The organism is Alloprevotella sp. Lung230, from assembly GCF_014385435.1.
Taxonomy (GTDB): Bacteria; Bacteroidota; Bacteroidia; order Bacteroidales; family Bacteroidaceae; genus Alloprevotella.
The window spans coordinates 13,862-34,306 of record NZ_JACSUD010000008.1 but is presented as its reverse complement, the minus strand read 5'-3'; the positions used below and the strand labels follow the sequence as shown (position 1 = coordinate 34,306).

The 20,445-nt window shown below is 52.2% G+C and carries 9 protein-coding genes; 2 read left to right on the top strand and 7 right to left on the bottom strand.

Features of this window, described 5'->3' with window-relative positions; genetic code table 11:
* Window positions 1–105: 105 nt before the first annotated feature.
* The 4 genes from H8527_RS05925 to polA all read right to left on the bottom strand — a co-directional run bounded on the left by H8527_RS05925 (window position 106) and on the right by polA (window position 15,857).
* A complete protein-coding gene (locus H8527_RS05925) occupies window positions 106–6,798 on the bottom strand; it encodes a hypothetical protein (protein WP_187546472.1) in 6,693 nt (2,230 codons plus the stop codon).
* 1,115 nt (window positions 6,799–7,913) lie between these two features.
* Complete coding sequence (locus H8527_RS05920) at window positions 7,914–11,663, bottom strand: AAA family ATPase (protein ID WP_187546470.1); 3,750 nt, start codon at window positions 11,661–11,663, stop codon at window positions 7,914–7,916.
* A 33-nt stretch (window positions 11,664–11,696) separates the two neighbouring features.
* A complete protein-coding gene (locus tag H8527_RS05915; RefSeq protein WP_187546468.1) occupies window positions 11,697–12,947 on the bottom strand; it encodes an exonuclease SbcCD subunit D C-terminal domain-containing protein in 1,251 nt (416 codons plus the stop codon).
* 123 nt (window positions 12,948–13,070) lie between these two features.
* Window positions 13,071–15,857: a DNA polymerase I gene (gene polA / locus H8527_RS05910; RefSeq protein ID WP_187546466.1), complete on the bottom strand. Its 2,787-nt coding sequence runs from the start codon at window positions 15,855–15,857 to the stop codon at window positions 13,071–13,073.
* 117 nt (window positions 15,858–15,974) lie between these two features.
* On the opposite strand from polA, the gene H8527_RS05905 reads away from it, so the two are divergent.
* On the top strand, window positions 15,975–16,949 hold the full coding sequence (locus tag H8527_RS05905) for a polyprenyl synthetase family protein (protein WP_187546465.1): 975 nt from the start codon (window positions 15,975–15,977) through the stop codon (window positions 16,947–16,949).
* 95 nt (window positions 16,950–17,044) lie between these two features.
* On the opposite strand, the gene H8527_RS05900 is transcribed toward H8527_RS05905, so the two are convergent.
* Window positions 17,045–17,845, bottom strand: a complete 801-nt coding sequence (locus H8527_RS05900; RefSeq protein ID WP_187546463.1) for a hypothetical protein — start codon at window positions 17,843–17,845, stop codon at window positions 17,045–17,047.
* Between the two features lie 330 nt (window positions 17,846–18,175).
* Window positions 18,176–18,424: a hypothetical protein gene (locus H8527_RS05895; protein ID WP_187546462.1), complete on the bottom strand. Its 249-nt coding sequence runs from the start codon at window positions 18,422–18,424 to the stop codon at window positions 18,176–18,178.
* A 433-nt stretch (window positions 18,425–18,857) separates the two neighbouring features.
* On the opposite strand from H8527_RS05895, the gene H8527_RS05890 reads away from it, so the two are divergent.
* Window positions 18,858–19,328, top strand: coding sequence for a hypothetical protein (locus H8527_RS05890; RefSeq protein WP_187546460.1), 471 nt, complete (start codon window positions 18,858–18,860; stop codon window positions 19,326–19,328).
* 74 nt (window positions 19,329–19,402) lie between these two features.
* On the opposite strand, the gene deoC is transcribed toward H8527_RS05890, so the two are convergent.
* Window positions 19,403–20,362 carry a deoxyribose-phosphate aldolase gene (gene deoC / locus H8527_RS05885; protein ID WP_187546458.1) on the bottom strand — a complete coding sequence of 320 codons (960 nt, stop codon included), beginning with the start codon at window positions 20,360–20,362 and terminating at the stop codon, window positions 19,403–19,405.
* Window positions 20,363–20,445 lie beyond the last annotated feature (83 nt).

The window sequence follows — 20,445 nt, the reverse complement described above, 5'->3', positions numbered from 1 at the left end:
CACACATATTGCTATAACTCATAATAGCTATACATCGTTCGGGGCAGGAGGGCCTCGGCCAAATAACTACGTACACTTACGCAGTTGTAGAGAAAAGTAAGTTTATCACTCCGTCAGCACACGCTGGCGCAGGTGGGGATTCACCATGGCGGGATATCGCTTCTTGAAGCGCACCGTGATGATGGGACTTTCCGTAGAGCACCCTGGGACAGACGTGATGCGACGATAGTAGACTATTGCAGCATAGCGTTCTTTCTCCGTGTAGGTCACATCATTACCATTCGTTGTAATGTTGCTCCATGTTGTCTTGTCTACACTACGCTGCCACTGATAGGTGCGGCTCGGATTACCAGTTAGGATTCCAGCTGTGAGTGTAAAGGGATTCTTGTGTTCGATGAGGACATTGAGTTCATCGGAAGACACAATAGAGTTGAGACCTGGGGAGGCTGTTAGCATAGATACCTGGGAGTAATCCGAACATCCATCTAGAGTAGTCACGCGACGCAGATAGAAAGTCCCGGTGTAGCGCGGCACATATTCCAGTTGCTCTTCGGTGGCACCATAGATTCCGCGCCATGAGGTCGGGTCGGATGCATCGGTGGTCATCTGCCACTGATACTTATGCAAGTTCGTGGCCTGCCCATTCAAGAGTACCGTAGGACTGCCGATATTGACTATCGTCTTTTCACCTACACATGCTGTTCGACTTACTCCGCTGTTCACTTCTTTAACATTGGCCACCACAACTCTGATGTCAGCTTCCAATGTTGTGCTACACGTGGGAGGGTGTACGACTACATGATAGGTGCCTGCCGTCGTGTTAGAGGTGAGAATCTCCACCTCTCTTGAGTGAGAAGAGTAGCCATTCGGGCCTGTCCAATCGTAGGTAGCTCCCTCCCAGTTGATAGCACCAAACTTGGCCGTTTCGCCATCGCAGAAGTAGCGAGTTGTACTCATATTGTAGCCAATCTTCACCAAATCGTTGAGGACAGCACGCTGCTTGATGTGTACAAGACCACAATCGTCCGTAATGTCTATCCAGTAAGTTTCTCCCAAAGTACCATGTTCAAAAGTAACTGCACCGGTTGAGGTCTTCGTTTCCAAATCTGTGCCATTCAGTTCTTTGAGGGTATAGGTGTAGGGTGGATGTCCTCCTGTGGCACCTATAGAGATAATGCCCTTGTTGCTATCGGTACAGAAATAACTGATGCTCTTCGCATTGTCCACGGCGAGGAAGAATTGGTCACCCTCGAAATCCCAAGTTCTCTGGCACCTCTCTCCATCTGGGAATTTGAGCGTCAGAATCATTTTGCGCTGCTTCATGTAAGTAGAGAAACCTGTGCCCCAAGGATAAGATGTGGTCAAGTCATCTTCAAACTTATAGCCCAGGATATCTATCGTTTCAGTACTGCCCTCAATATAGGCACGTCCGGACGGCATAATATCCAAGCGATTGTCACATTGCAGTGTTCCTGTAGTCTGAATGTCGAGTATCACAGGCTTATAGCCAATCTTAAATGTGCTCGTTTTTACACCGCAGTCAGTGGTCACACTGAGTGTATAGTTGCCGGCCGTTAAGTCGGCTCCTTCGGTGATTGTGCCATCAGTGGCTCGTGTCTGCCAGTGCTTTCCCCAAATCTGTTGTGAGCCGCACGAAGGCGTCTGATTCCATTCATTTTGTGTCGAGAAATAGATAACACCGGTCGTATTATTGCGAGCTTCGATACGTAAAATCTGAGGGATGCGCTGAGTGCTGCTTCCACTGGAGCCAAATACTGACTGGATGGGATAAACATCATCTGTTGGCGAACATCGAGAATCTGAATATATACCAATTTTCACTGTGCGCTCATTGGTTCGGCAGTAGTATCCAAGGTCTATATCGTCCACCTTATACGAGGTCGCTAGGTCGTAGGAGACCGTATGAAAATGAGGCGTTTGGAGAAGAGGTCGCCCTAAATTATCATACAATTCCACACGATAAGTCTTGCCAAGTTGATAGTGGTAAGTGCTCTCATACTTATCAGAATAAACGCCGGCAGGACTCTCTGCGACTTTATTATTGGTGGCGTCCTCATAGATGACAAATCTAGCTTTAGGATCGCATAAGGAGTTGTTACTTATCATATTCCAAATATATTTTTCACCATTGCAATCGGTTGACATAGCTTTTACCTCTGCACTCACCCTTGTTGGGGCACATCCGACACCCTGAATCCCATAATCGCATACTTTAGAGTAAGTAAGTGGTGGAATGGGTGTAACCGACAAACCATAATTTTGACAATCGTTTGGCATATCAAAATCTGCATCGTAGTAACTCTTTTGTGTGGGAGTAAAATTGATAATTTTGTCTGCAATGATGGTCGCTCCTTTTTTTAGTACATAACGATACTTTTGACAACCACTATTGCTGACAACGACAAATCTCTTAGAACCACACTGGTCGCTGATATCAGTGAAGTTAATATCGTATACACACTTGGGTTGCACATGAAAGCGACGCATTGTAGCCGGACATCCTTTTTGACGAATAAGGATGTCAGCCCCGGAACTAAAGTCTATGTTGGACAAGGTATCCTTCAGATAACTATACGAAGGTACTCTCTCATAACTATGTGTGATAGGATTTAGAATATATTCTTCAGAAACACTTGACCATACTGATGCCCAACGTTCTGTGGTTCGATCACCTCCCGTTGGAACAAGAGCTACTTCATAATTTTCTGGAACACCATATCGTTGCGTGGCTATAGAAATTGGTTTGAGGTCAATTTTAATGTTAGCGATAAGTTTACAGCCCTGCATTGACATTAGCGTCTCACTATTAAGGCTGGGTATTGCTATATCGGGTACTTGTGGTATTTCCACTGGCACATCAAAAGTGGAGCAATCGGCATAGTCTTTGACACGCAACTTATAATTTCCGGCAGCCAGATTTTCTCCATAAGTGCGATCGGCATAGTATGGAGAATTCTTATAGGCATCCGTACGGGGAAGCAATGTTTCTGGAACAGGTCCCAATGGCGTTTCGATGAGATAAACTCTATAATCATCTTTATAATTTGGTCCTTTATATCCTCCATTGATGGTTATGCCTAATTTACCTCGTGGAGTACAAGAAAGGGTCGGAACCGTAAATTTTGGATTTTGTATGGCTTGCAATGTCTGATAACTTTCTGTCACAATGAGAGGACTACCACCATTATTCCATACCTTTTGTGTGCCATCACTACAAAAAGCGGTAGCTGTGACATTGTAACTTCCCGAAGAAACCCTCATCTCAAAAGGATCTTTTAGAGGATGTCCGAGGGTCGGTACATCGGCTTGTGTAGGAAGACCTATAGGATTTCCCATAGCATCAAGGCGTGTCAAACTATAGCTTACTTTTTGAATGCCCCCACGTGCATTATCTGGTATAGTGAATTTCACGCCTCCGCTGTTGTAACAAACTGTGCTGGGCAGTATCTCGATTGCTGGAATAAAAGCACTAGGCCGAATGGTGACTACAGTGTGGTGCTCCTTTTCAAAACAAGGATATTTAGCCACAATACTTACATCCCAATCACCTTCTGCCAAATTCGGAATGACAGGAAGATTTGCAGCTGTGACTTTTCCTGTCACCTGCACTCCAGTAGATTGGTGTGTCAGTTTATATTCAAGCACTAATCCCGCATCAAGAGGCATTGTGAAGAATTCAATTTTACCATTTTCACAAGGAGCTGGATCAACAGGATTCAACCAAATTTGCATTATACCATTAATTCCACCATAGTAATAGGGGTTGTCACGAGGGCCAGAGGGGAATACAATACTATATATATCGTAAATTGCACCATTCATTTTCATATGGCTGGTTTTATCGAAGATATCTTCCTGTGTATAGATTTTCCCGTTATAATGATATTCAATTTTTTGATAATTATTATCGGCATTAATTTCAAACGAGCATTTCTCAATGATGCTGGTTGAAACGACGGAGTCTACACGCTGAAAACTATTGTTGATGAGGTATACCTTTGTAGGGCCTTGAGGATATCCTTTTTCAATAAAATGTGATGTCACTGTAACTTTTCCTTTTCGACAACCCGCGATGCTATTATATTCATCAATGGCGACAAGAGATCTATCTGTTATTTGCGTTATTTCATCTGAGCTAGTAGTTCTATAGTCAATGTTAACTCTTTGCTGTGCTGTACCAATAGTCACTATAGCATAGAATTGTTTGGGAAGAGAGTAGAATGTAGGTTCTTCAGATATGCTACTGGCCACATAGTGGCGTAATTCGACATTATTCATATCGTAAATCTTCCAGTCCACAGGACCAGTAAGACAGTCAGCTGAAAAGAGTGCAAAGGTGACATCGTCTACAATTGGAGACTGTCGTTTTACATGGAACTTCTTTGCGTAAGGATTAAAGGCGAAATCAGAAGATTTTATCTCATAAGGCCCGAAAGTTTGAGAACAACCCTCACTGGGCGAACTGATTCTAACTTGGTATACATCAGCAGGTAATCCTGGTGTGCTCCACATCACACGTCTATCTTGATAGGTAGCTACAATATCTCCCGAAGAATTAAGGACATCTATCACATATATATTGGGGCTAGAGGGGTTGGGACCTCTGATATCAAGTGTTCCCAAAGGTGCACTACAACTGGGAGGTGAAACTCTTACATCTAGTGGATAGTAATTGGGTGGTAAAGGTATGTTAAAAGTCTTAGAAATGCGATTATTCGGAGCACAATCATAATATACATCTATCTTGTAATTACCGGGAACAAGTCCTTTTAGAGAAATTGAGCTACTACCATAAGGTTTATTATAGATTATCGTATTATTGTCTGTATTAGTAACAGTTACGGTCTTCTCTTCACCTACTGTCGTGGCATAAACAGAAACTTCTACAGCCGCAGAAACAGAGCACAAATACTCATATGTTATAGATCTAATATCCTGTATGATTGCCCAAGACCCTCTTTGTATCCTGGATTCTATAACTGGACTTCCACAAGAAGCAGACAATCGAATGATGATTTCTTTGTCAGTTTCGGGGATTTTGGTCAGCGTGTAGATGCCCTTAGTAATTCCCTGCCAGTCTGTCTCTGTTGAGGTTGGCGATGTGGGCATCATTCCATTGGCCACCATAGCACCTTCCACAAAGACTTCATAACGGCCTCCATTCATAAATTGACGAAAGCCTTCATCTGACGGATCCAACGTATGTGTGAAAAGTATAGTTCGTGTAGTTCCACAATCTGTTGATTTATGTTCAAATAGTAATTTCCCTATAGGTTGCTCCATCGGCACAGATCCCTCTCCCTCTATGCGTTCACCACACTCGGTGATGAGAGTCATCTGGTAGGCATTGGGAGCAAGTCCGGTAAGGATCTTCTCACGTTCAGTGCTACCTAGGGAGACTGTGTGAATGGGAGTGCCGTTGATGGACAAGAGCAAGGTCATGGGTTCTAAATATACCCCGTTCTCCAACTCAACTTTTAGTGTACCTGTGGGGTCGCAGGAATACCGCGCCCGAGTGGAAGTGGCTTTGAGTGTGCCGAGACTGACAATGGGCACATTGATTGTCACGGACTGGTTCTGTGCAGCCCATGAGGCCGAAACAGTATAGTTGCCGGCCGGTAATCCCTCAAAGACAACGCTCTCCGTAGTAACACCTGTCTTTGTGATGGGGCTGCCGACATCTGGCGTGAGGACATAGTCCACAGGGCAGGCTGCGGTTGTGCCCGGCACCGTGGCCGAAATCTTACCGATGGAGCAATGGGCGTACGTGCCTTGCAGAGTACTCGCTGAGAGCGTGCCGACGCCACCAATGGGGACGGTGAAAGGCACCGTCTCCACCGTACCGCAGTCGCTCGTGGCTCGGAGTTCATAGTTGCCACTGGGCAGATTGAAGAACGTATGTGTAAAGTTCGGATAGACAAGCTGTTCGGTTTGCAAGGCAGCACCGCCACCCGAGGGAAGCACTTCGTACTTCAAGCCGTTCACGCCCATCACGCGGGCCACGGCCACGCGAACACCTCCGGCACAAGCTGTGCCGCGCGTGGGAATGGGTGTGGGCAGGATAGAGAAATAGCTCACTTTGACCATCTTTTCCACTTCGTAAGCCCCGTTTTTGAAAGTCGCACCAGGAGAAGCGGGGGTACACGCCGGAGTGGCGCGCATCACCACCTTATACGTGCCCGAAGGGAGGTTGTAGAACGTGCTCTCAGCATAAGGCGTATTAGAGGTGATGGAATTCAAAAGTGTCGTACCTTGATAAAGGAAATACTCCGCTTTGGTGAAGCCCGAAACCTCGCCCACCGAAACGTCGATAGAACCGGCCGTGGCCGAGCATCCACCCGCAGGCGTAGTCTCAAATACCGGCGCCACAGCGTGGGGCTGTTCGGAGCGGTGCGTGAGCGTGGGGAACGTCACTTCCTGCGTGCCGGAGGGACAAGTGCCGGTGACACGCAGGTGGATGGTTTGCCCCGCTGTCCAACCGGTGAGGGGAATGGTGGTGGGTACGGACAGACTGGTCTGCTCCACGGGATTGCCCCATGTTGCGCCATCGGTCGAGGTTTCGTAGGTGAGCTTCGAGAAGCCCGCCACGTTGTTGCGATAGGTCACGATGATTTGGCCGGCTGTGCCACAATCGGCATTGGCGGCGTAATAGTTGACCTTGAAATCGCTCACTTTCAGTTCCGGACAAGTGCTTTGTGCAACAGCCAGAATGCTCCACAGTCCGGTGACGAGCAGGAGTGCCCAACGGATTGGGAGCGCAGAGAGAAATCTTTGCATAGTGTGAGAAATTATAATGTTTAGTGTTTATATTTTATGCAGAAAGGAGAATAGGGACTCCACAAAGGTAATGCGCATAAAAAATATAAACAAAAGAAACGGCGAAAAAGTGAACAAATCGAATTACCCCCCCCGTTTTGAAAACCACGGCTTGCAAAATACAGGTTAAGTCAAAGAAAGCAGCGCTCAAAAGTGAGTCGGCAGATGCTCTGTCCGATGGATTTTTATTGCGCTGCCGATATTTGCCCTCTTCATAGAAATTGTGTACAGGCAACGAAAATCGGGCTGACCTTCAGTCAGCTTGCTCACGGATGCATCTCTACCCCACGAGGACGTGGGGTTATTCAAAGATGTCGCCTTCAGCGACATCCGTCTATGAGCACCCTATTCCGCAGGGTAGTCCGCGGCCAAAGAAATCTTGGCAACTATGATTTAATTCGGTCTATGAGCACCCTATTCCGCAGGGTAGTCCCCGGAGGGGGCTTCTCCCAATAACCGTAGGCGAGGCGGGCTTGCCCGACGAACCTACGGAACACGGGTGCACAGCCGTGCGTCCCCAACGGGGGCGAATATCGGCCTCAATGTGGAGCACTGCCCTCGCGCGCGCGTTACCCTACAATAGAGGCTGTTTTTTGCCTTCATTGCCTTCACCAGAGGTGAAAGTGCTTGAAAATCTTAGGCTTATGGGTGAAGGCAAAGGTGAAGGCAAACGGCAGATGCAGGGAAACGGGGAGTGCACATCGGCGGGGGTGGTGAAGGCAGTGAAGGCAAAAAACGTGAGTATCGTGTAGTGTATACGCGCGCGAACCGAGGCGTGTACCGACTTCCCTCAGAGCAAAACAAAATTACCTCAGAGAAAGATAAAACTATCTCTGAGGTAATTTCATCTACTTCAGAGAAAAACAAAACTACCTCTGAGGTAAATGTGGCTCGCTCCTTGGGAGGCGAAGTGGCTGGGTACTTCTTGACTCTCGATGTTCGTGTTCTGCCTTTAGAGGCTGTGCCGGACTTTCGCCCGAAGGTGTTAAATCCGTGTTAAAGTCGGGGCAGAGTGGCGCTTTTGGCCGGCGAGATGTCTATATACTTAAGTAGGGGTTCCATCTCACGGGGCGGCTTCACTTCACTTCGATGCGGGAGCGGCCATCGCCGCCGCACTTGATGACGCGGATTTGGGGCGAAATCTGGGAGCGGATTTGCTCGGTGTGGCTCACCACACCTACTTTGCGGCCTTGATGGGCTTCGAGGGCGGAGAGGGTGGTGAGCACCTGGGCGAGTGAGTCTTGATCGAGGTTGCCAAACCCCTCGTCGATGAAGAGGCTGCCGATGTTGAGGGTGTGGCAGGAGAGAGAGGCCAGCCCGAGGGCCAAGGCGAGGGAGACGATGAAGGTTTCGCCGCCGGAGAGGGAACTGACGTAGCGGTGCTCGTCGAGCATGTCGTGGTCGATGACTTCGAGCACGAGGCTGCCTTTCAACACTTGGAGCTCGTAGCGGGGCGAGAGTTGGCGCAGGTGGTAGTTGGCGTGCTCCACGAGGATGGCGAAGGTGAAACTTTGCGCCATGTCGCGGAAGCGCTTGCCATCGGACGAGCCAAACATCTCGTTGAGGCGGTTCCACTCGGCGGCGTTGTCGCGAGCCTTGGTGAGCTCCTCTTCGAGGGTTTGGATGGCCGAGAGGCTGTCGTTGTGTCGGGCGATGTGCTGACGCTTTTCGGCAAGTTCGTTGTCGAGTTGCCGGATTTCGACTTCGAGCTGCTCGCGAGTGGCACGGAGGGCATCGGGCCGGTCTTCTTCGCGCTCCGAAGGTCGTGTGGGTTGTGCGGTGAGGGCGAGGTAGTCGCGTTCGACCATGTCCTTGTCCTGCCGGGCGAGGAGGAGCTGTCGGCGACATTGGCTGAGCCGTTGGCGCAGGGCGTTCCAGTCGCGTGGGTCGGCAAAGATGTCGGCGAGTTGTGTCGTCTGGAGCGGGGCGTGGGAGAGGTTGTAGCGGGCAATCTCTTGGTCGAGACGGGTGGAGCGCAGGCGGAGGGTTTCCTCTTGTGCTTGTCGGGTGGCGATGAGATTGTCGCGCTTGCCTTGGAGGTGGCGCAGGGCGAGGTTGAGCTGTTCGCTCCTGCTGAACATGTTGTTGTGGTGAGTGGTGGCGGCATCGATGGCCGCTTGCAACGCCTGTGCGACAGCCGCCGGCGAACTGTCGCCGAAGAGTCGGCGCAGCTGTTCGTGCTTCTCGTTGAGTTGCTGGTTGAGTCGGTCGCGCTGTTCGCGGTTGAGATTGACCTCGGTGCGCATTTCCTCCGTGCCGGCGCGGAGGTTGTCGATGTGGGAGGTGGCGAGGGTTTGGTCGTTTTGAAGCGTGGTGAGTTCGGCATTGGTGCTCTTCCACTCGGTGTAGATTTCGGTGAGGTACTTGCAATAGTCCTCAATGTTCTTGTCGCGCCATCCGCTCACGGTGAGCACATCGTCGAGGTCTTTGTAGAGCTGTTCGAGGAGGGCATCGCTTTCGGCCATCTGGCGATGGGTGAGGGTGATGCGTTCGCGGGCAATTTTGAGTTGGAGATGGAGCTCGGAAAATTGCTGTGCGCCAGTGGCGATGCGCTCTTCGAGTTGGGCCATCTGCCGGTCGTCTTCTTGGATGAGCTGCGTTTGGTAGTCGTAGACCTTGATGTTGTTCAAGATGGTGTCGAGACGTCGGTTGGCAGAGTCGATGAGCATTTCGATGGTGGTGGCTCGGGCGTCTCTGTTGACGGTGGGGGTGCATTCGGCGAAGGAGTCGTCGAGGGGGGCATAGAGTTTCCAGTCGGCCTCGTGCTGAGTGAGCTGCTGCTTGAGGAGGGCAAAAGTGCTGCGTTCGGCTTCGAGCACCCCTTCGCTTTGGGAGATGTTCTGCCGGAGTTGTGCCACGGCTTCCTGCTTTTGTTCGTAGTCGTGTTCGGCGGCGAGGTAGTCCTTCTCGAGCTGGCTTTGGGTTTCTCCGGAAGCCTGCTCCACTTCGGTGTGATAGGGGTGGTGAGCACTGCCGCAGACGGGGCAGGGGGTGCCCTCTTTGAGCTTTTGGCGCAACTGCTTGATTTCCTCTACCTGCGAGAGAGTGTATGTTTTGCTGAGTGTGAGGTAGCGGCGGCGGAGGGCGGTCTCTTCGTGGAGGAGGCGCTCGAGGTCTTCGCGTTTCTGCTCGAGCTTACGGGTTTTTCGTTCGATGTTGGCGCGTCGTTCTTCGATCTGTGTGTAGTTGTCGACGAGGCGTTTCCAGAGTCGGCGTGCCTCGGTGAGGGCTGTGAGGCGTTGTTGGGTGTCGCTTTGTGCAGCGTGGAGGAGCGTGTGGTCCAGTTCGTTGATGGTCTGTCGGTGCATCTCCTTTGATGCGGACAGCGTGGTTCTCTTTTCTTGCAGCTTTTGAACTTCCTTTTCGGCATTTTCGCATTGCACGGCGAGTCGGCTCTGCTGCTGGGTGTAGCGGGTGTAGTCGGCGTGGAGGCGCTCGTTTTTGTTCATCTCGGTGTTGTAGAGTCCGAGTTTGTCGGTGACGGCTTGGAACTGCTCAAAGATGCTTTGGTGCACCGCGAGTTCCTGCCGCCGGAGGCTGAGGGTTTCGAAGCGCTGCTTGAGTTGTTCGGTCTCGGCCTTTTGGCGTTGCAGAGCGGTGGTGCGCTCTTCCAGGCGCTGTTGGGACTGGGCCAACTTCTGCTGCGCCTCGTTGAGGCTCTCGGTGATGGTTTTGATTTCGCCGTTGATGGCATGGCCCTGTTCGATGTCGGGTTGCTTGATGCGCAGTTGGGTTTCGGCTTCAGCTTTGCGCTCTCGGGCAATGAGGAGCTGCTTGTCGGCCTCGGTCAGTTGGACTTGTTGCTCCTCCATTTGGTGGGTGAGGGTTTGCTCCTCGCTCTTGAGCCGAGCAATGCCGGTGCGGTTTTCGTTGATTTGCTCAAAGAGGGAGCGAAATTCCTGCACGGAGTCGAAGCGTTCGAGTTTTTCCTCTTCACCGCGCTGTGCGAGGTAGTTTTTGTTGATGTCGGCAAGGGTTTCGTTGGCGGTGTCAAGCCGTTGTCGCAGGATTTGGTGCTGATGGTGCCAGTCGAGGAGGGCGTCGATGTTCTGCTGCTGAGAGCGGCGGTCGGCAATGGTGCTGGTGAGGTGGGCGATGCTCTCTTGGTACTGTTGCACCTCGGGCTCGCAAAGGCGCCATCGGGATGCCTCTTCGCGGCGTGCATCGAGTTTGGTCACGGTTTCTCCGGCTTCTCGGGCGAGGGCGAAAATCTGCTTGGAGATGTTGCCGTAGATGTCTGTGCCGGTGAGCTTTTCGAGGAGTTGGCTCTTGTCTTTGCTGTCGGCTTGGAGGAAAGTGGCGAAGCTGTTTTGCGCGAGGAGGACGGTGCGGACAAACTGGTCGTAGTCGAGCCCCACGATGCGCTGCACTTCTTGGTCGACCTCCCTGATACGATCGGCGAGGAGGGTCTCTTTGCCCTTCGGCAGGAGCTGGTAGAGGGCGCGTGTGGGGCGGGCGAAAGTGCCGTTGCGCGTGAGGCGCACGCTCCAATGGGCTTCGTAGCGCTCGCCGGTGGGCACGACAAAACGCACACGAGCGTAGCCCTCCTGTGCACCGCGTCGCAGGAAGGTGCGCGGATCGGAGGGATTGAGCTCCTGTGGCTGTTCGTCGGGACCGGAGGGGAGGTTGGTGCGCACGCCTTCGAGGCGCGGGGCTTTGCCGTAGAGGGCAAGGCAGATGGCATCGAGGAGGGTGCTTTTGCCGGCTCCTGTGTCGCCGGTGATGGCAAAAAGTCCTGCCGAGCGGAGCGGTTCGGCGGTGAAGTCTATGAGGTGTTCGCCTCCGATGGAGGTGAGGTTGCAGAGGGTGATGGTTTCGATGGTCATGCGGCGAAGCGGCTATAATGGAGGAGAGGTAGATTATTGTGCGTCGGACTGTTCGGCCTTTTCTTCGGCTTGGTGGAAGCGCCGGGCGAGTTGGGGTGTCATGGGGCTTCCGTAGCGGTCGGTGTAGAACTTCTGGGCGATGTCTAATGGGGACAAACCGCTGAGGCTGCCTTCGAGGGTGGGGAGCTGCCGGAGTTGTGTTGCAGCATGTCGGCGGGCGGTGTCGGTGGTGATGCGACAGAGGCGCACGGCCTTGTGGCGCACGAGTTCGATCAGTTCGTGGCGAAGGTCGGGCTCGGGCTGCGAGACTTGGAGATTGACTTCGAGATAGGGCCACTCTTCGCGATTGGGTTGTCGGTCGGCATCGGGGAGTTCGGCCAAAAGTCGCTTCACCTCCTCGGGCGTCCCTGCTCCGCGTTCGGGCACGCTGAGGAGTGTGGCGAGGGGGCGATAGGGGAGGACGTGATGGCTCGTGCGCCCCCTGTCGTCGATGTCGATGCACATCACGCCGTGGCGGTAGTGGCGTTCGGAGAAGGAAAGTGGGATGGGACTGCCGGCATAGTAGATGTTGTCGCGACTGCCCACCGACTGGGCTTTGTGGATGTGGCCGAGGGCAACGTAGGCATAGTCGAGGCCGAGGGCATCGACATCGATGGCATCCTCGCCGCCCACCACAAGGCGTTCGCTGTGTTCGTCGCTCGCAATCTCAGCGCCTGTGGCGTAGAAGTGAGCCGCCACAACGACGGGGAGCTTACGGAAATCGCTCTTTTTGAGTCGCTGGTCGAGTTGCCGGAGGTAGTGCTTCAAGCCTTTGGCAGCACTCAGTCCGGAGGCGTAGTCGTAGGGGCGGAGATAGGGTAGGGCATAGCAAACGACCGCTGCTTCGCTCGTGCCGCGCGGGGCGAGTGGGAGGAGGAGTTGTTCGAAATCAGGCTCATGGTCGGCATCGCGAGCGATGGTGCCTCGAACGTAGATGTTGTGGCGGCGCAACAATTCAGTCGCTGCTTCGAGACGTGCACCCGAGTCGTGATTGCCGGCAGTGACGACCACTTGCAAACCCTCGTTGGTCTCGACGGTGTCAATGAGAAAATCGAAAAAAAGACGCTGTGCTTCGGCACTCGGATTGTGGGTGTCGAAGATGTCGCCGCTCACAATGAGCGCATCGGCTTGTTCGTCGGTGATGGTTTGTTGCAGCCAATGAAGGAAATGCCGATGTTCGGCCGTGCGCGTGTGCTGATGGAAAACGTGTCCGAGGTGGAGGTCGGCGGTGTGGATGATTTTCATCGTGGATGAGAAGTTAGGGGGGTAAGCAGTGGCGAAATTACGTCTTTTCTGTGGGAGAAGGATGCTTTTCTCTTCAAAAAAAGAAAAGCCTGAATTTATGGGGTGGGGTAGTGGGGAGAAGGGTCAGTGGGCCACGAGCCAATTTTCCCCATTTCCACATTCGGCCAAAAGAGGGACGCGCATGGCGTAGGCACGCTCCATTTCCTCGATGACGAGGGTGCGGAGGGCGTCAAGTTCCTCGGGCGGCACAGAAAAATTGAGTTCGTCGTGCACTTGCAGTATCATCTTCGAACGGAGTTGCTCCCGACGCAGACGGCGGTCGATGGCAATCATGGCCAGTTTGATGATGTCGGCCGCCGTACCTTGAATGGGGGCGTTGACGGCGTTGCGCTCGGCATATCCACGCACTGTGGCGTTTCGCGAATTGATGTCGGGCAGATAGCGGCGGCGCTGAAATTGCGTGACGATGTAGCCCATTTTTCGGGCACGTTCGATGCTCTCGTTCATGTACTCCCGCACCCGAGGGTAGGTGGCAAAGTAGTTGTCGATGAGCGCTTTGGCTTCGCCGCGTGGGACGCCCATTCGTTCGGCCAGTCCGAAAGCCGAAATACCATAGATAATCCCGAAATTGGCCGTTTTGGCTTTGCGGCGCTCGTCGCGATCCACCTCCTCCAGCGGTTTGTCGAAGATGCGTGCCGCCGTTGCGGCGTGGATGTCGCGCCCGGCGTTGAAGTCGGCAATCATGTGCTCGTCGCCACTGAGGTGAGCCATGATGCGCAGTTCGATTTGGGAGTAATCGGCACTGAAAAAGGTGCACCCCTCTTCGGGGATAAAGGCACGGCGGATTTCGCGCCCGTCTTCTCCCCGCACGGGGATGTTTTGCAGGTTGGGGTTGGACGAGGATAGACGCCCCGTAGCCGTAACGGCTTGATTGAAAGACGTGTGCACGCGTCCTGTCTCGGGCAGGATGAGGCGGGGTAAGGCTTCTACATAGGTAGAAAGGAGTTTTTTCAAACCGCGATGTGCCAAGATTTTCTCCACGATGGGGTGCTTGCTGCGGAGCGATTCGAGCACGTCTTCCGAGGTGGAATATTGGCCGGTTTTGGTCTTTTTGGCTTTTTCGCTGATGCTGAGTTCGTCGAAGAGCACCTCCCCCACTTGCTTGGGTGAGGTGATGGTAAATTCGTGGCCGGCCAGGGCGTAAATCTCCGCTTCGAGTTGCTGCATGCGCTCCTGAAATTGCCTTTCGGTCTCTTTGAGCGCCTGTGTGTCGAGACACACCCCGTTCTGCTCCATTCGTGCCAGCACCGGCATGAGTGGCATTTCGATGTCGTGAAACACACTCTCCACCTCGTTCGTCCGCATCTCGGCTTCGAGGAGCGGTTTGAGGGCGAGGGCGATGTCGGCATCTTCGCAGGCGTAGTCGACGATGGCTTCTGGTTCGATGTCGGCCATGTTTTTCTGCGTGCGTCCCGTCCCAATGAGTTGGTCAATGTGGATGGTGCGATAGTGGAGGTAGATTTCGGCAAGGTGGTCGAGGTTGTGGCGCTGTTCGGGCTGCACCACATAGTGGGCGAGCATCGTGTCGAAAAATGGTGCGCTCACCTCCACCCCATAATGAGAGAGCACCGTGAGGTCGTATTTGAGATTTTGCCCCACTTTCAAAATTTTGTCATTTTCAAAAACCGGACGCAGGGCATCGACAAATTTTTGGGCTTCGTTTGTTTCACGTGGAACGCTGACGTACCAAGCTCGTCCGCCTTCCACCGCAAAACTCATTCCGACCAATTTTGCAGCCATCGCATCGATTGAAGTGGTCTCGGTGTCTATTGCTACTTCTGTAAATGTCAACAGATTTCCACATAAATCTTCTGTATCTTTCAGCGTATCAATGAGATGGTAGTCGTGAGGTCGGGTAGAAATGTCTTCATAGTTTGCCTCTGAAACATTTTCTGTGCCGTTGGTCGTTTGAGAGGCGGTGTATGAGCCGGCAGAAGAGAACAAATCCGGTTCGGAAGCGACTGATTTCTTTTCCATCGTCTCGCTGTCGATATATCGGGAGATGAAACTCCGAAACTCCAACTCTTCAAATATCGCGCGCAATAGTTCTTTGTCGGGTTCTTGCCGAGCAAGTGCCGACAGTTCCCAATCGATGGGCACATCAGTCTTGATGGTGGCGAGCTGACGGGAGAGCCGAATTTGCTCCACATTTTCTTCCACCTTCTTTTTCAATGCCCCTTTCAGTTGGTCGGTTGCGTTGAGGAGGTGATCGATGGAGCCGAATTGTGCGATGAGCTTCACTGCCGTCTTCTCTCCCACACCGGGACAACCAGGGATGTTGTCGGCACTGTCGCCCATCAGCCCGAGCAGGTCGATGACTTGTGAAGGACTTTCGATGCCATATTTGGCACACACTTCCGCCACGCCGAGCCGTTCCAGCCCGGCTGCACCATTGCCCGGCCGGCACATCGTCACTCCCGGACGCACCAGTTGTGCATAGTCCTTGTCGGGCGTAATCATATAGACATCCAGCCCGGCTGCCGCTCCTTGCACCGCCAGTGTGCCCACCACGTCGTCGGCTTCATATCCGGCCACCTCGATGAGGGGGATGCGATAGGCTTCGACAATGCGCTTAATCTGAGGCACCGCCCAACGGATGTCTTCGGGGGTGGCTTCGCGCTGCGCCTTGTAGGCCGGAAACATTTCGTGCCGGAAAGTCGGTCCGGAGGGGTCGAAGCACACGGCCATCAAATCGGGTTGAAGGGTGCGCAGCAGGTCTTCAAGGGTGTTGACAAAACCGAACACTGCCGATGTGTTCTGCCCTTGGGAATTGATGCGCGGGGAGCGAATCAGACCGTAGTAAGCCCGAAAAATGAGGGCGTAAGCGTCAAGGAGTATTAATTTTTGCATAGGGGGAAGTTTTTGAACTTCAAAAGTAGCAAAAATAATCCGTATTCTCCTCTTTTTTTTGTACTTTTGTGCAGTATTTTCTGCGAATTTTCGCCACTTCTTCTTGATTTCTACCCGATGGATGCACTCCTTCAAATCCGACAACCCATTGCTGCTGAACTTGAGCAGTACATTGCCCTCTTCGACCAAGTTCTGGTGCATGATGAACCCTTCATGGACCAACCTTTGGCCCATGTGCGCAGTCGTAAGGGGAAGATGATGCGCCCCATCCTCGTGCTCCTGTTGGCGCGCGAACTGGGAGAAATCGGGGTGTCCACCTTGCGCAGTGCCGTCACGCTCGAACTGCTGCACACCTCTTCCCTCGTCCACGATGATGTGGTCGATGAGAGCAACGAGCGCCGAGGAGTGGCTGCCGTGCATGAGATCTACAGCAACAAAATCGCGGTGCTCCTGGGCGACTATATGTTGGCGCAAACCCTTCGGCAATCGGCCCTCACCGGCAATCTGCACGTCGTCGAAGCTGTTGCCCAACTGGGAGCTACGCTCGCCGAAGGAGAGATTTTGCAACTCTCTCATGCCGAGGGTGAAGAGATTTCAGAAACCACCTACTACCGCATCATCCGTCGGAAAACTGCCGCCCTCTTTGAAGCCTGCGGCACCCTCGCCGCGCTCTCCATGGGGGGAGATGCCGCCTATCTTGAGCGCGTGCGCCGCTTCGGCGATAGGGTAGGGATGTGCTTCCAAATCCGCGACGACATCTTCGACTACTATGACGATGAACGCGTGGGCAAACCCAGCGGCAACGACATGCGCGAAGGAAAACTCACCCTCCCCATCATCTATGCCCTCACCCACACGGCCGATGCCGATGCCCTCGCCATGGCGCAGCGTGTCAAGCAGGGTGAAGCCACATCCGCCGACATTGCCCACCTCATCGAGTTTGCCAAGCAGCATGGTGGCATTGACTACGCCCACCGGCGTATGGAAGAACTGCGCGCAGAATGCCTCGACCTCATTGCCGACTTCCGCCATATCGGAGTGCGCACCGCCCTCACACAATATGTCGATTTCGTGATAGGAAGAGAATTGTAAAATACGCTTCGTGCCGACTTTTTGACAAGAATATACTTGCCAAAAGTCGGCACGAAGTGTGTTGTTTTGTATTTATTGAAAAAGAGTAGGTTTGATTATTGTAGTGAAAATCCCGCAATGTTACCTTCCCACCAACCAGCGGCCGCAAAGTTAGCCAAATCAAGCACAGGACCGTTGGAGGTGATACCTCCTGCCATAAGATAGTAGGTCTTCGGGGCAGGATTGGAATTTTGGAGAATAATAAAACCCGTTAGCATATTGAATGGGCTATTGGGAGGGAGGAGACCACTGACGGCAAACTTTCCGCCTACATTGTCTGCCGATTGGGTGGGTGTCGAGGGGGCATAGGCGGGTGAATCGGAGAAATAAGTGCGTAGCCACAATGAACCAGAGGTTACTGTGTAGTTGTTGCCATACGTCATCAGTAGAGAGATATTGACGAGATATTTCGATTTTGGAGGAAGGGTAATCGTTGCTCCGGTATAGACATACCCGGTTTCAGTACGAGAGATGGTAACACCTGTACCGAAACTTCCCACAATGTTGTGAGCCCCTGCGTTCTGCCACGTGCCCACCCCTGTCGCATTGGAAGTAAACACTTTGCCTTCTCCTTGTGTTCCATCCGTGATTTTCACGGCTCCGGCTGCGTTGCTGTTCACTTCCAAGGGGGTAGAGGGGGTGGCTGTCCCAACTCCCATATTCCCATTATTGAGCACAGTGACCAAAGACGTGCCCACATTATTTTTGAGCTGTAAATTGCGGTCACTCGGATTGCTCGTTTCCGATTTTACTTCAAGAGTGGAGAGCGGAGTACGAGTGTTTACCCCAACTCTTTGGGCACTCCCACTCGTGGTGACCATAAAAATAAAACTGAATAAAGGGGTAAATTTTTTCATAAGTGTGAGGTTTTCTGCAAATTTACGCATTTATTTCAGATTACCCTCCCTGGAAGATTTAATAAAGATAAAATATTGTGTAAGGTGAACTTGTTCTTGTGTTAGTCGCGAAGTAGAGTGTCCTTGATGAGGGCAAACATCGACGAACCTACGGTAGGGTGGCACACACAGCATAGAATCTCCGAAGGAAGCGAATATCGGTTTGCATCAGACGTTTTTTTAGGGGGTTACCCAATCTGGAAAACTTCAAACATAACGAATCAGAAACAACAAAGCGCGGAAGCCGTAGACATTCTACAACTTCCGCGCTTGTTTTTGTAAAATCGTGGTTTAGTAGTTGCCACTCATGCCGAAAGGAGCAATCTCCCGGCCTTCGATGGCCGAAGCGAGGAGGTTGGCCAGACGGCTCGTGCCGATGCGGAAGTGGCCGTCGCGGCAGAACTCTTCGCCGAGGGTTTCGGCCACGAAGAATTGCGCGCAGAATGCCTCGACCTCATTGCCGACTTCCGCCATACCGGAGTGCGCACTGCCCTCACGCAATATGTCGATTTCGTGATTGGAAGAGAGTTGTAACAACACACTTCGTGCCGACTTTTGACAAGAATATACTTGCCAAAAGTCGGCACGAAGTATGTTTATTGAAAACGAAGAGTTTCCTGTAACATTCCCCATGACGGGTTTAGACAGATTGTGTAAGAATACCTATAAATGGGTATTGTGCACCTTCTTTCGATGGTCTACCTTTGCACACGATTATAATTTAACTCTAAAAACCTCTTATGCAAACCAAACTTCTTTTCTTTTCCCTGATTATGGGAAGTGCGAGCTACGGGAGATTTCTCTCGTGAAGTAGATTCTGTACTTGATCTTTCGACACTCCCTAAAACTCGTTCAACGACTCCCTTTGTAGACGGAGTGGGTAAAGACTTTTATGTGGTTACTTTCAAAAATAAGAAAATGGATTATGATGCTAACCCCTCCTATTTCGTTGTACGCCCTAAATAAGCGATTTATGAAGTCACGGTTTTCTCTCTTTTCCCTGCTTGTCTGCTTGCTCTCCTTGTGCTGGTCTTGTGTGGACTCTCATGAATCGGCCTATCCTCAGAAAAAAGAATTGCAGTTTACTGCCGAAGGCGGTCAAGAAAAGGTGGCATTTAATTCTACTCGTACAGACAAACTGGTTAATAAAAAGGTTGATTGGAACTTTGATGGTGTGTACCTCTATACAAATAAAGGAACTCAGGAAGAGCTGACTATGGGCGGGTATACTCCCTTAAAACTAAAAGAAGAAATGTTGTCGGATGGTTCCTACAAGGTAGATGCAGGCTGGGTGAAGTTCTACTATCCCAATACAAAGCACATGATGCGGGTCGAGGTAGAACCTAATCCTACCGACCAACCACGAAAAGTATACTTTTACGCACACTGGTATGAAAATGGTTTTTCTTTAGGGATTACCCAATCCGGAAAGCTTCAACCATAACGAGTCAAATATAACAAAGCGCGGAAGCCGTAGACATTCTACAGCTTCCGCGCTTGTTTTTGTAAAATCGTGGTTTAGTAGTTGCCACTCATGCCGAAAGGAGCAATCTCCCGGCCTTCGATGGCCGAAGCGAGGAGGTTGGCCAGACGGCTCGTGCCGATGCGGAAATGTCCGTCGCGGCAGAACTCTTCGCCGAGGGTTTCGGCCACAATGGTGTAGAAGTCGATGGCTTCGTCCACCGTCTTGATGCCGCCCGCCGCCTTGAAGCCCACGAGACGGCCTTCCTGCTGCTGGTATTCCTGGATGGCGCTGCACATCACGAGCGCTGCTTCGGGCGTGGCGGCCACAGGCGTTTTGCCCGTAGAGGTCTTGATGAAGTCGGCACCGGCATACATGGCCAGGAGCGATGCCTTCTTGATGTCGCCGGCGTGGACGAGTTCGCCCGTTTCAAGGATCACTTTGAGGGCGCGGTCGCCGCACACCTCTTTGAGTTCCGTGATTTCGTCGGCGCAGGTTTCGTAGTCGCCGCTTTGGAAAGCGCCCACCGAGAGCACCATGTCGATTTCGTCGGCACCATCGCCCAGCGCAAGCGCCGTCTCCACGGTCTTCACTTCGAGGAAGGTTTGCGAGGCCGGAAATCCACCGCTCACGCAGGCCACCTTGACGCCGTCGGCTTCGAGATTTTGACTCACCGTAGCGGCAAATCGGGGGTAAACGCAGATGGTGGCGATGGGCGGAAGGTCGGGGTGGCTGTCGCTCCAGCGATTGACACTCTCGGTGAAGTTGAGCACCTTTTCGTGCGAATCGGTGACGGTGAGTGTGGTGAGTTCCACCGTGCTGAGGAGCGTGCGGAGCACCTCGGGCGTGTTGTACTTCTCGCGATGGGTGGCAATGATGTCGCGCACCGTTTCGGCCACGCGCTCGTCGCTCAGATTGAGTTCATACTTGGCAAAGGCCTGTTCGTACTTGTCGAGCTGTGCTGAGTGCTCGTGGTGGTCATGGTCGTGACCGCAGCAGTGGTTGTGTTCTGCCATAAGGGTAGGGGAGTCTATCGCCGTCCTTCTGCCCCCGTGTGAGAGAAGGAAGGCGATGTGCTTTTGAAGTTGAAGATAGGGTT